The organism is Streptomyces sp. HmicA12, assembly GCF_000373565.1.
Classification (GTDB): domain Bacteria; phylum Actinomycetota; class Actinomycetes; order Streptomycetales; family Streptomycetaceae; genus Streptomyces.
This window is the reverse complement of sequence record NZ_KB891807.1, coordinates 98,274-110,722: the sequence shown is the minus strand read 5'-3', so window position 1 is coordinate 110,722 and position 12,449 is coordinate 98,274. Positions and strand designations below refer to the sequence as shown.

12 protein-coding genes, 1 pseudogene and 1 riboswitch are annotated in these 12,449 nt (G+C 69.1%); of the genes and pseudogenes, 1 reads left to right on the top strand and 12 read right to left on the bottom strand.

The window, feature by feature from the left end:
- Window positions 1-47: 47 nt before the first annotated feature.
- From B072_RS0116805 to rlmN, 4 genes are all read right to left on the bottom strand, one after another.
- Window positions 48-1,079 carry an ATP-binding cassette domain-containing protein gene (locus tag B072_RS0116805; protein WP_018531119.1) on the bottom strand — a complete coding sequence of 344 codons (1,032 nt, stop codon included), beginning with the start codon at window positions 1,077-1,079 and terminating at the stop codon, window positions 48-50.
- Window positions 1,080-1,085: 6 nt separating this feature from the next.
- The gene (locus tag B072_RS0116800) at window positions 1,086-2,777 is read right to left on the bottom strand and encodes an ABC transporter permease (RefSeq protein ID WP_199791048.1); all 1,692 of its coding nucleotides are present in this window, start codon (window positions 2,775-2,777) and stop codon (window positions 1,086-1,088) included.
- Window positions 2,753-3,835 (bottom strand): thiamine ABC transporter substrate-binding protein, encoded by a 1,083-nt coding sequence (locus B072_RS0116795; protein WP_018531117.1) that lies wholly within the window; start codon window positions 3,833-3,835, stop codon window positions 2,753-2,755. Before B072_RS0116795 ends, B072_RS0116800 begins: the two co-directional genes overlap by 25 nt.
- A gap of 81 nt (window positions 3,836-3,916) precedes the next feature.
- A riboswitch (TPP riboswitch) is annotated at window positions 3,917-4,022 on the bottom strand.
- Between the two features lie 24 nt (window positions 4,023-4,046).
- Window positions 4,047-5,153 carry a 23S rRNA (adenine(2503)-C(2))-methyltransferase RlmN gene (gene rlmN, locus B072_RS0116790; protein WP_018531116.1) on the bottom strand — a complete coding sequence of 369 codons (1,107 nt, stop codon included), beginning with the start codon at window positions 5,151-5,153 and terminating at the stop codon, window positions 4,047-4,049.
- A 185-nt stretch (window positions 5,154-5,338) separates the two neighbouring features.
- On the opposite strand from rlmN, the gene B072_RS0116785 reads away from it, so the two are divergent.
- Complete coding sequence (locus B072_RS0116785; protein WP_026245927.1) at window positions 5,339-5,671, top strand: hypothetical protein; 333 nt, start codon at window positions 5,339-5,341, stop codon at window positions 5,669-5,671.
- 131 nt (window positions 5,672-5,802) lie between these two features.
- Here B072_RS0116785 and B072_RS49785 read toward each other — a convergent pair.
- From B072_RS49785 to rpsB, 8 genes and pseudogenes are all read right to left on the bottom strand, one after another.
- A pseudogene (locus B072_RS49785) lies at window positions 5,803-6,371 on the bottom strand (DUF6578 domain-containing protein).
- Between the two features lie 42 nt (window positions 6,372-6,413).
- The gene (locus B072_RS0116770; RefSeq protein ID WP_018531112.1) at window positions 6,414-6,698 is read right to left on the bottom strand and encodes a hypothetical protein; all 285 of its coding nucleotides are present in this window, start codon (window positions 6,696-6,698) and stop codon (window positions 6,414-6,416) included.
- Between the two features lie 22 nt (window positions 6,699-6,720).
- Window positions 6,721-7,383, bottom strand: coding sequence for a DUF6313 family protein (locus B072_RS0116765; protein WP_018531111.1), 663 nt, complete (start codon window positions 7,381-7,383; stop codon window positions 6,721-6,723).
- A 168-nt stretch (window positions 7,384-7,551) separates the two neighbouring features.
- Complete coding sequence (locus B072_RS0116760) at window positions 7,552-8,745, bottom strand: phosphatidate cytidylyltransferase (RefSeq protein WP_043244117.1); 1,194 nt, start codon at window positions 8,743-8,745, stop codon at window positions 7,552-7,554.
- 32 nt (window positions 8,746-8,777) lie between these two features.
- Entirely contained in the window at window positions 8,778-9,335 is a 558-nt protein-coding gene (frr, locus tag B072_RS0116755) for a ribosome recycling factor (RefSeq protein ID WP_018531109.1), read from the bottom strand.
- Between the two features lie 157 nt (window positions 9,336-9,492).
- Window positions 9,493-10,266 (bottom strand): UMP kinase, encoded by a 774-nt coding sequence (gene pyrH, locus B072_RS0116750; protein ID WP_018531108.1) that lies wholly within the window; start codon window positions 10,264-10,266, stop codon window positions 9,493-9,495.
- Between the two features lie 183 nt (window positions 10,267-10,449).
- Window positions 10,450-11,286 (bottom strand): translation elongation factor Ts, encoded by an 837-nt coding sequence (gene tsf / locus B072_RS0116745; RefSeq protein ID WP_018531107.1) that lies wholly within the window; start codon window positions 11,284-11,286, stop codon window positions 10,450-10,452.
- 131 nt (window positions 11,287-11,417) lie between these two features.
- On the bottom strand, window positions 11,418-12,347 hold the full coding sequence (rpsB, locus tag B072_RS0116740; protein ID WP_018531106.1) for a 30S ribosomal protein S2: 930 nt from the start codon (window positions 12,345-12,347) through the stop codon (window positions 11,418-11,420).
- Window positions 12,348-12,449: the final 102 nt, after the last annotated feature.

Here is a 12,449-nt window from a genome sequence, read left to right as displayed (position 1 = left end):
CCGTACGGGACGTCACCGTCCCGTACGGCCGCTTTCGCGTGCGCCGGTCACGCGCCCAGCATGACCATCTCCGCCGCGTCGAACGCGACCCCGACCTCGTCCCCCACCTCCGGCGCCGCCCGCAGCGCGCACGCCGCCTCCAGGCGGGGCGCGTCCTCGGGCTGCAGCTGGAGGGCGACGTGCGTACCGCGGAAGGTGCGGGCGGCGACCGTGCAGGTCAACTGGGCCTCGGCGGCGGGGACAAGGCGTACACCGGCAGGCCGTACGAGGATTCGGCCCGGGCCCTGGCCCGCACCGTCGGGCACCGGCAGCTTGCCCCACGGCGTATCGGCGGCCTCCCCCGAAACAGTCGCCTCCACGACGTTGTCGAAGCCCAGAAAGCGCGCCACGAACTCGTCCGCCGGGTGCCGCCACACCTCAAGTGGCGTACCGGACTGGGCGATCCGCCCGTCACGCATGACGACGACCCGGTCGGCGAGCGCGAAGGCCTCGCCCTGGTCGTGCGTGACGGCGAGCACCGTCGTCCCCAACTCGCCGAAGAGCTCGCGGAGTTCCACCACCAGGCGTTCCCGCAGCGACCGGTCGAGCTGACCGAGGGGCTCGTCCAGCATCAGCAGCCGGGGCCGCGGCGCCAGCGCTCTGGCCAGGGCGACGCGCTGCTGCTCGCCGCCGGAGAGCGCCGCGACGGCCCGCCGCTCGGCGCCGGGCAGCCCCACGAGCCCGAGCAACTCCCGTACCCTTTCGGCCTGTTCACTCTTCCCGGTCCCGTGCATCCGCAGCCCGAAGGCGACGTTGCCGCCCACGTCCCGCTGCGGGAACAGCTGGTGGTCCTGGAACATCAGGCCCACCCCCCGCTTGTGCGCGGGCACCCTGGACTGGTCGCGCCCGCCGAGCGACACCCGCCCGGAGTCGAGGGGCTGCAGCCCGGCGACCGCCCGCAGCAGCGTCGACTTCCCGCTGCCGCTCGGCCCGAGCACGCACACGATCTCGTGCTCGGCGACGTCCAGGTCCACGGCGTCGAGCACCGCGCGTCCGCCGAACCGTACGGTGGCGGCGTCCAGTTCCAGCATCAGCGACATCAGAGATCAGAACTCCCCGGAGGTGGCCCTGGCGGGCCGGATACGTTCGAGCAGCAGGAGGGAGACGGCGCAGACGAGCATCAGGATCGTCGACAGGGCCATCGCCTGCCCGTAGTTGAGGTCACCGGCCCGCCCGAGCAGCCGCGCCACGGCGACGGGCAGCGTCGGGTTGTCGGGCCGTGCGATGAACACGGTCGCCCCGAACTCGCCGAGCGAGACCGCGAAGGCGAACCCGGCCGCGACGAGCAGCGCCCGCCGCACCATCGGCAGGTCGACCTCCCGCCAGGCCCGCAGCGGTGACGCGCCAAGGACGGCGGCGGCCTCCCGCAGCCGCCCGTCGACGGCCCGCAGCACCGGGAGCATCGTGCGGACGACGAACGGCACGCCCACCAGCGCCTGCGCCAGCGGCACCAGGATCCATGACGCCCGCAGGTCCAGCGGCGGTTCGTCGAGCGTGATGAGGAACCCGAACCCGACGGTCACGGCGGACACGCCGAGGGGCAGCATCAGCAGCGCGTCGAAGCCACGCACCAGGCGGCCCGCACGCCGGGTGAGCGCCGCGGCCGCCAGCCCGCCGATCACCAGGGCGATGGCCGTAGCCGCGACCGCGTACTCCAGCGAGTTCCCGATGGCGTCGATCGGCGGCACGAGGAAGGTCCCGCCGTCGGCGGACGTCAGGGCCCGGTAGTACGCGAGGCCGAAGCCGCCGGGCGTATCGAGCGAGCGCTGCACCAGCACACCCAACGGCAGCAGGATCAGCAGCACGACGGTCGCCAACACTCCGCCCAGCAGGGCCCATTGCCCCGCTCCGCGCGGCCGCCGCGCCGTCTGCGCGGCGTCGACGAGCCGCAGCGCGCTCTCCCGCCGCCGCACGGTCCACGCGTGCACCCCGAGGATCAGCCCGACGGCGACGAACTGAACGATGGTGAGCACAGCGGCCGTCGACAGGTCGAAGATCTGCGCGGTCTGCCGGTAGATCTCGACCTCGAGCGTCGAGAAGCCGGGCCCGCCCAGGATCTGCACGACACCGAACGAGGTGAACGTGAACAGGAACACCATCAGCGCCGCGGCCGCCACGGCGGGTCCGAGTGCCGGCAGCGTCACCGTCCGCCAGGCGGCGAACCGCGAGGCGCCGAGCATCCGCGCGGCCTCCTCCTGCCGCGGGTCGAGCTGCGCCCACAGCCCGCCGACCGTCCGTACGACGACGGCGTAGTTGAAGAAGACGTGCGCGAGCAGGATCGCCCACACGGTGGTGTCGAGCCGGACGCCCCACAGCTCGTCGAGCAGCCCGCCCCGGCCGACCACCGCGAGAAAGGCGGTGCCCACCACGACGGTCGGCAGCACGAACGGCACCGTCACGACCGCCCGCAGCACCTGCTTGCCGGGGAAGTCGAGCCGGGCGAAGACATAGGCCCCCGGCAGCGCGACGAGCAGCGTGAGGGCGGTCGACGCGAGCGCCTGCCACACGGTGAACCACAGCACGTGCCGGACGTCGGACTGCCCGAGCACGTCCGCGATCCGCCCGAACTGCCACCCGCCGTCGACATGCAGGCCGCGCTCGACGATCGCGACGACCGGATAGGCGAAGAAGACGCCGAAGAACGCGACGGGCACGGCCATCAGGCCGAGCCGCGCCGCGTTCGCCGAACGCGCCTTCTTCGCCGCCTTTCCGGCTACTTGAGTACGAGCGACGTCCACGACTTGACCCACTCGTCACGGTTGTCCGCGATCTTCCGCGGCTCCATCGTCTTCGGGTCGTCGACCGGCACCGCGTACCTGGTGTACGCGGCGGGCGCGGTGGCGTTCTTCGTCACCGGGTCGACGAACATGTTGAGCGGCATGTCCTCCTGGAACTCCTTGGAGATCAGGAAGTCGACGAGCGCCTGCCCGCCCTTCTCGTTCCTGGCCCCGTCGAGCAGCCCCGCGAACTCGACCTGCCGGAAGCAGGTGCCCTTCGCGACCCCGACCGGCGAGGTCTTCGGCTGCGGGTCGGAGTAGATCGCCTCGGCCGGCGGGGAGGAGGCGTACGACACGACGAGCGGCCGCTCGCCCCCGGCCTTCTTGCCGCCGGCGCTGCCGCTGAACTCCTCGTTGTACGCCTGGTCCCAGCCGTCGACGACCTTGACGCCGTTGGCCTTGAGCTTCTTCCAGTACGCCTGCCAGCCGTCGTCGCCGTACTGCGCGGCCGAGCCCAGCAGGAATCCGAGCCCGGGCGACGACGTCGACGCGTTCTCGGTGACGAGCAGGTCCTTGTACTCAGCCTTCGTCAGATCGGCGAAGGACGAGGGCGGCGTCAGGTCGTGCTGCTCGAAGTACTTCTTGTCGTAGTTGACGCAGATGTCACCGGTGTCGACCGGCGTGACACGGTGCTTCCCGGCGTCGAGCTGATACTGGCTCTTCACCTCGCTCAGCCCCTGGGCCTCGTACGAGGAGAAGATCCCGTTGTCGAGGGCCCGCGACAGCAGGGTGTTGTCGACGCCGAAGAAGACGTCGCCCTGCGGATTGCCCTTGGACAGGATGGCCTTGTTGACGGCCTCGCCCGCGTCGCCGTCCTTCAGGACCTTCACCGTGTACCCGGACTTCTTCTCGAAGTCCTTCAGTACGTCGTCGGAGACGGCCCATGAACTGTGGCTGACGAGGGTGACGGTCTTGGAGTCGGATCCGCCGGACCCGGACTCGTCGGACGACGACCCGCACGCGGACAGCGTGACAAGACCGAGGCCGACCACGGCGGCCACGTACGTCTTCTTGCTCACTTGGTTTTCCTCCTGGGGGTGGCCAGGAAGAGACGCGGCCCTGCCCGGAGACCTTCGCGGTCCCCGGGCAGGGCGCAACAGCTTGAGTGATGACCGAACTTCCTACCCAGAATGACCTGGGCAAGGTTCAGAGGGTCTGCGGTCGCTACCGCACTCTCAGCGCTGTGGCGCTCCCCTGTCGGAATATGCAGATGTAGGTACGGGCCCCAGGCTACCGCTCGGTGGCGGCGAGCTGACCACACGCCCCGTCGATCTCCTGACCGCGGGTGTCCCGGACGGTCACCGGCACCCCGTGCGCGGCGATGGCCTCGACGAACGCCTTCTCGTCCTCGGGCCGCGACGCGGTCCACTTCGACCCGGGCGTCGGGTTCAGCGGAATGAGATTGACGTGCACGGGCTTGCCCCTGAGCAGCCGCCCGAGCCGGTCACCGCGCCACGCCTGGTCGTTGATGTCGCGGATCAGCGCGTACTCGATGGACAGCCGGCGCCCGGACCGGGCCGCGTACTCCCATCCCGCGTCCAACACCTCCCGCACCTTCCACCGCGTATTGACGGGTACGAGAGTGTCGCGCAGCTCGTCGTCGGGCGCGTGCAGCGAGATGGCGAGCCGGCACTTGAAGCCCTCGTCGGCGAACCGGTGGATGGCGGGCACGAGCCCGACCGTCGACACGGTGATGCCGCGCTGGCTGAGTCCGAGGCCGTCCGGCTCGGGATCGGTGAGCGCGCGAATCGACTGCACGACGCGCTTGTAGTTGGCGAGCGGCTCGCCCATCCCCATGAACACGATGTTGCTCAGCCGGGCCGGCCCACCGGGGATCTCCCCGTCCCGCAAGGCCCGCATTCCATCGACGATCTGGTGCACGATCTCGCCGGTCGACAGGTTCCGGTCGAGACCGGCCTGCCCGGTGGCACAGAACGGGCAGTTCATACCGCACCCGGCCTGCGACGAGATGCACATCGTCACCCGGTCCGGATACCGCATGAGCACGGACTCGACGAGCGTCCCGTCGAACAGCCGCCACAAGGTCTTGCGGGTGGTGTCCTGGTCGGTCGACAGATGCCGCACGACGGTCATCAGCTCGGGAAGCAGTGCCTCCCGCAGCTTCTCGCGCGAACCGGCGGGGATATCGGTCCACTCGGCCGGGTCGTGCGCGTACCGCGCGAAGTAGTGCTGCGAAAGCTGCTTGGCGCGAAACGGCTTCTCACCGATCGCGGCAACGGCTTCCTTGCGCTCGGCGGGCGTGAGGTCGGCGAGGTGCCGCGGCGGCTTCTTGGCTCCGCGGGGGGCGACGAAAGTGAGTTCTCCGGGCTTAGGCATGGCTGTACCAGTGTCGCAGACAAATGGGCGTGACCTGGGGTCGGCAGGTTGGGCCCTTGTCACTGGCGGTCGACGCTGGTCACTGTTGAGCGGCCTCGGACGGCCCGGGGGCGGCCCAGGACTCTCGGCTCGCTCATGCTCTGACCAGCTAGCATCGCGGCCAGTCCAGGGAACGGGGGCCCTCCATGGCTATCGGCCGCAAGGGTTCGCGACGCATCGTCGTCAACGGCACGACTTATCGCTGGCGCCTGCGCCAGCGGCCGACCTATAGCCAGGGCCATTGCTGGTCGCCGTGCACGTACGCGGTGGAGCATGCGGACCATCCCGGCACGACCCTCGTCGTCACGACGAACCAGCCGCATGCCGGCAACTGGTTCGGAGTGCCGAGCACCGCGGTGCTGCCCAGCGATGTCAGCACCGCCATCACGTCGGCCCTCGCCCAGGGCTGGCACCCGACGCGTCCGGGTTCGCCGTTCCACCTGGACCAGTCCGACGGATTCGTTCGCTTGCGGCCCTGACACCCCATTTCGCCGCGACCGCTTCGCCCCGAGGCAACTCGAGGTGAGCGCTGCCCTTGGGCTGCCGCGCCTGTCACCTGCGCTGTTGGCCCGGGACGTCAACGGCTGTTCGCGGCTGTGCGTCGCGGCTGTCACGCAGTGGGACACTCCTTGCCCTGCCCTGGAGAGGCCTGGTCGGTCGGCTGATCCCCGGTCTCGGACTCGTGCAGTGCGACGAGTTCTCCCAGGTCGTTACAGACCATGACGTGAGCGAGTCGCCCGGCGACGGCCACGACCTCCGGCCAACAAGACGACCGCAGATACTCCTCGTCCGCGTCATTGGGTGCCTGGGCCTCCGCCGCGGCCAGGGCGAAGCTGACGCCTGGGCGAGCGTCTGCCCACCCGTCCGCCTTCCTGACAGGAACCAGGACGGTCGTCCCCGACACCGGGTGCTGCACGTTGGACGTGCTGCCTGCGGGGACCTCGTATCGGCAGTGCACTTCCGTGACGGTCAGGACCCGCAACCGAGTCGACGCCTTCACTTCCTCCTGGCCGTGATGCTCCTCGCGAAAGTTGATCTCCGCCGCCCGCTCGCCCCGACGACATCGGCGTGATCCTCTGGATCGATCTCCGGCAACTGCCACGAGACGACATCGCCGGGTGCGAAGGGCGCTCCACAGCACTGGATCTGCCAGTCACCGACCCAAACCGTCAACGTCATGCCGTCATTGTCTGCTGAGTGTTCTGCGCTCACCCGGGCTCATCACCCTCGACGGGTCCGCGACGGAGCCCGCCAGGTCCGCGACGCTTCGCCCATTTCGGCGGCGCGTGCGACATCGTCGGGCACGAAGTCGTAGCTCTCCTGTGATGCCTGTACCAGGTCCAGGTACATGAGCGCGGCTTCCGCACTGCCGAGGTTGGTCCCATGTCCCTCGATCCCCCAGCGGGTGAGGTGTCGTGCCCCTTCGTCCAAACCGTCCTCGGGAGCGGTGGGGAAGAGGTCGCGCAGGGCGGCGCGGGCGATCTCGACGGCACTTCGTGTCTGCATGGGAACGGTCCCTTCGGCAGGGTCAGGGCTGGTTGGCGCGAGCGGTGCACACGAGGCACTTGTCCTGGTAGGCCGTCATCCACATCACCGCGCGGGCGAAGCTCTCGGCGGAGGTGAGCGCCTCCGTGCGGTCCAGGTCTGCCAGTTCGACCGTGCACAGCACGTCCCTGACGAGGACCTCCCAGTGGTCCTGGGCCTTCTTCCAGTCTCCCGCGTGCGCCCTCCTCACATAGCGGTCCAGGAATTCCTGGTCCACCGCGCTCTTCATGTGCAGTGACTCGAGGAAAGCGATCCGGCCCGGGAGCTTGAGGCGCCGGCTCAGGGGCCGCTGCTGGAAGAGGTGGTTGGTGGCGATGTCCTTGACCCGCTGCATCCGGGTGGCGATCACATGACCGGCGACCCCACCGATCAGGGCGGGCACCAGTAGCCAGCCGATCACCGACGCGCCCCAGGACAGCATGTGCGCGGGCCTGTCGATGAGCGTGAACACCCGGTAGATGCCGCTCCAGCCCTTCTCGGAGCGGCCGGCGCCGAACACCCAGACGCACCCGACGAGCAGGGCGATCGGCACGCCCCAGTCGATGAACCACTGCGTGACGCCCGACAGGGCTTTGCGCGAGCGGAACGTCCGCCGGACCCGGACGGCCAGGGACTGCCCCCGCAACGGGTGGAGCGCCGGCGGCAAGGGTGGCTGGGGCAATGGTGGCAACGGAGGCTCTCCACGGAGGCGTAGGACTCGGTTCTGTCGCAAGTGACGCGTCCGCTCAGCCCGCGGTTGCGGTCCCCGGCGCACGAAGACGCCGCGAGCCCCCGCCCGAAGAGGGCAGGGGCTCGTAAAGGATCGGCGTGGAGGTCAGCCCGACCCGACGAACAACACCAACAGCAACCACACCACAGGCGCCGTGGGCAGCAAGGAGTCCAGGCGGTCCATGATTCCGCCGTGGCCCGGCAGCAGCGTCCCCATGTCCTTGATGCCGAGGTCCCGCTTGATCATGGACTCGCCGAGGTCGCCGAGAGTCGCGCTCGCCGCGACGCAGGCGCCGATGATCAGGCCCTGCCACCAGGTCCCGTCGTCGATCAGGAACTGCATGCACAGCACGCCCGCCACCATCGCGAACGACACCGCGCCGACCAGTCCCTCCCGGGTCTTTCCGGGGCTGATGCGGGGCGCGAGCTTGTGCTTGCCGAAGCGCCAGCCGATCGCGTAGGCACCGGTGTCGCTGACCACGGTCAGGATCAGGAAGGTCAGGACCCGCCAGGCCCCGTCGTCCGCGGTGAGCATCATGGCGACGAACGTGGCGAGGAAGGGCACGTAGAAGGCCGCGAAGACCCCCGCCGTGACGTCCTTCAGGTAGCCCTCGGGCGGCTCGGTCATCCGCCACACCAGGACCGCGAGCGCGGTCAGCGCCATCGCCACCCAGGCACCCTCGGGCCCCCGGACGTACCCGGCGACGACCATCGCCGCGCCGCCGACGGCCAGCGGCACGAGCGGCGCCTTGATGCCCTTGCGCTCCTCGAGCCGGGAGGTGAGCTCCCACAGGCCGACCACGACGGCGACCGCTATCACCCCGACGAAGACCGCCTTGACGATGAACAGCGACGCGATGATCACCGCGCCGAGCCCGACACCGACCCCTATGGCCGCCCCGAGATCACGCCCCGCGCTCTTCTTCTGGGGCTGGGGCTGGACGGGGGGCTGAGGCTGCGGCGCTGCGCCGGTCATGGGCTCCTGCGGGCCGGTCTGCGGAGAGGGCGGCGCCTGCGGGGCGGCCGACTCGTCGCGGAACAGGGGGCCACTCAGCCGAGCAGCCCCCCGGTCGTCCTGGTTGTCACCGCCACCGGCGGGCACGTCGGGCATATCGGGCACGATGGGCATGGGCCGAGTCTCCTCAACCGCGTGCCGTTCGTACGCGGGACCCGCCGGAGCGCGTCCCTGGTCGTACGAGGGGCCCTGACCGTACGCGGGACCTGCCGGGGCCCGGTCCTGATCAGCGGGCCCCCAGTACCCGGGCCCGGTCTGCGGCGCCCCCCAGGAAGAGTCGTTCACGGATTCCTCGAACCTCGATGTTCCGCGCTCGCTCAGACTTCGAGCAGCTCGGCTTCCTTGTGCTTGAGCAGCTCGTCGACCTGGGCCACGTACTTGGAGGTGGTGTCGTCCAGCTCCTTCTCGCCGCGACGGCCCTCGTCCTCGCCGATGTCGCCGTCCTTGATCGCCTTGTCGATGGCTTCCTTGGCCTTGCGACGGACGGAGCGGATGGACACCTTGCTGTCCTCCGCCTTGCCCTTGGCGACCTTGATGTAGTCGCGACGGCGCTCCTCGGTGAGCTCGGGGAACGTCACACGAATGATGTTGCCGTCGTTGCTCGGGTTGACGCCCAGGTCGGAGTCCCGGATCGCCTGCTCGATGTTGCGCAGCGCGCTCTTGTCGAACGGGGTCACCACGGCCATCCGCGGCTCGGGAACCGAGAACGAGGCCAGCTGGTTGATCGGCGTCAGCGCGCCGTAGTAGTCGGCCACGATCTTGTTGAACATCGCCGGGTGCGCACGACCGGTGCGGATCGCCGCGAAGTCCTCCTTGGCGACCACGACGGCCTTCTCCATCTTCTCCTCGGCCTCGAGGAGGGTCTCTTCGATCACCACTTGCTCCTGCGTGTCTTGAGTGAGGCCCGGCTTGCACGGGGGCGGCCGGCTGCGTCGTGTGTCTTTGTCCTGCGCGGTTTCCTGCGGTGTCCTTGCACGGTGTCCGACCGGCAGGACATTGTCCATCCCTCTCGGGACGTTACGGACGTGAGGATCAGGCGCGGGTGCCCTGCTCGCCCACGAGCGTCCCGATCTTCTCACCCTTGACGGCGCGCGCGATATTGCCCGACGCGAGGAGCTCGAAGACGAGGATCGGAAGCTTGTTGTCGCGGCACAGGGTGATCGCGGTCATGTCGGCGACCTTCAGGTCGCGCGTGATGACCTCGCCGTAGCTGAGCGCGTCGAACTTCACGGCCTCGGGGTTGGTCTTGGGGTCCGAGTCGTAGACGCCGTCGACACCGTTCTTGCCCATGAGCAGCGCCTCGGCGTCGATCTCCAGGGCGCGCTGCGCGGCGGTGGTGTCGGTGGAGAAGTACGGCATGCCCATACCGGCGCCGAAGATGACGACGCGGCCCTTCTCCAGGTGGCGCACGGCACGCAGCGGGATGTACGGCTCGGCGACCTGGCCCATCGTGATGGCGGTCTGGACGCGGCTGTCGATGCCCTCCTTCTCCAGGAAGTCCTGGAGGGCCAGGCAGTTCATGACCGTACCGAGCATGCCCATGTAGTCCGAGCGGGCCCGGTCCATGCCGCGCTGCTGGAGCTCGGCACCGCGGAAGAAGTTGCCGCCGCCGATGACGACGGCGACCTGCGCGCCGTCGCGGACGACGGCCGCGATCTCACGCGCGATGGCGTGCACCACGTCGGGGTCGACACCCAGACCCCCGCCACCGGCGAACGCCTCGCCGGAAAGCTTCAGCAGAAAGCGCCCCGCGCCTTTGCCGTCGTCGCTCTTGTCGCTCTTGTCGGCTGCCTGGGTGCTGGTCATGGATTCTCGCCTCTTCTTGCTTGGCACACATACGAAGAAGGCCACTGCCGATGGGGTGGTTCGCATCCCATGCGCGGCAATGGCCTCCTCGTCACAACTGCGGTCGTCCGGTGCGTGCTCCCGCGAGTACGCGGACGACTGCTGTCGACCCTAGCCGGGTCTCGCGTCGGTCGCGGTACGGACTCAGATGCCGACCTTGATGCGCGAGAAGCGCTTCAGGGTGACACCGGCCTCCTGGAGGACCTTCTCGACCGACTTCTTGTTGTCGAGCGCGTACGGCTGACCGAGGAGAGTGGCCTCCTTGAAGAAGCCGTTGACGCGACCCTCGACGATCTTCGGGAGCGCGGCCTCGGGCTTGCCCTCGGCGCGGGTGGTCTCCTCGGCGACGCGACGCTCGGTCTCGACGACCTCGGCCGGGACGTCGTCCTTGGTGAGGTACTTCGGCGCGAAGGCGGCGATGTGCTGAGCCACACCCTTGGCGAGGTCGGCGTCGGCCTTGTCCAGCTCGACCAGAACACCGATCTGCGGGGGCAGGTCGGGCATGGTGCGGTGCATGTACGCGGTGACGTAGGCGCCGGAGAACTGCGCGAAGCGGTCCAGGACGATCTTCTCGCCGAGGTTGGCGTTGGCCTCGTCGACGTACGCCTGGACGGTCTTGCCGGCCTCGATCTCGGAGGCGAGCAGGGCCTCGAGGTCGGCGGGCGACGTCTTGGCGACGTGCGCGGCGAGCTCGTTGGCGACCGACTGGAACTTCTCACCCTTGGCGACGAAGTCCGTCTCGCACTTCAGCTCGACGATGACACCGGAGGTGTTGTCGTCGGCGATGAGGGAGACGACGGCACCGTTCTCGGCAGAGCGGCCCTCGCGCTTGGCGACGCCCTTCTGGCCCTTGATACGGAGCGCCTCGACGGCCTTGTCGACGACGCCCTCGGCCTCGTCGAGCGCCTTCTTGCAGTCCATCATGCCGGCGCCCGTGAGCTCACGGAGCTTCTTGACGTCAGCGGCGGTGTAGTTCGCCATGATCCTGGTTTTCTCTCTACGAAGTCTGAAGTGTCTGACGACGAAAGGTCACGCACGGACGGCCACGGGTGAACGGCGGGGGCCGAAGAGGGCCCCCGCCGTGTCACTCACGAAACCGAATCCCGTACGGGTCAGGCCTGCTCGGCAGCCGGGGCCTCAGCGGCCGGAGCCTCGGCGGCGGGCGCCTCGGCAGCGGGCGCCTCGGCAGCGGCGTCGGCGACGGGGGCCTCAGCGGCAGCAGCCTCGGCGGCCGGGGCCTCCTCGGCCTTCTCGTCGGCCTTCTTCTCGCCCTCGAGCAGGTCGCGCTCCCACTCGGCCAGCGGCTCGCCCTGGGCCTTCTCGCCCGGCTTCGAGTCACCGGTGGCGACACCGGAACGGGCGATGAGGCCCTCGGCGACGGCGTCGGCGATCACGCGGGTGAGCAGGGTGACGGAGCGGATCGCGTCGTCGTTGCCCGGGATCTTGTAGTCGACCTCGTCGGGGTCACAGTTCGTGTCGAGGATCGCGACGACCGGAATGTTGAGCTTCCGGGCCTCGCCGACAGCGATGTGCTCCTTCTTGGTGTCCACGATCCAGACGGCGCTGGGAACCTTGGACATCTCGCGGATACCGCCGAGGGTCTTCTCCAGCTTGGCCTTCTCGCGCGAGAGCACGAGAAGCTCCTTCTTGGTGAGACCGGACGCGGCGACGTCCTCGAAGTCGATCTGCTCGAGCTCCTTGAGGCGCTGCAGACGCTTGTAGACGGTCGAGAAGTTGGTGAGCATGCCGCCCAGCCAGCGCTGGTTCACGAAGGGCATGCCGACGCGGGTCGCCTGCTCGGCGATCGCTTCCTGCGCCTGCTTCTTCGTACCGACGAACATGACCGTGCCGCCGTGGGCGACGGTCTCCTTGACGAACTCGTAGGCGCGGTCGATGTACGACAGCGACTGGAGAAGGTCGATGATGTAGATGCCGTTGCGCTCCGTGAAGATGAAGCGCTTCATCTTCGGGTTCCAACGACGGGTCTGGTGACCGAAGTGGACGCCGCTTTCCAGCAGCTCCCGCATCGTGACGACGGCCATGGCCGTACTCCTCTGGGTGTTCTCGGTTGTTTCCTGACGCCCCGATGCGCGCCTGCCACGTGCGTGAGCACGGGACCGAAAGGCACTGACACAAACCCGAAT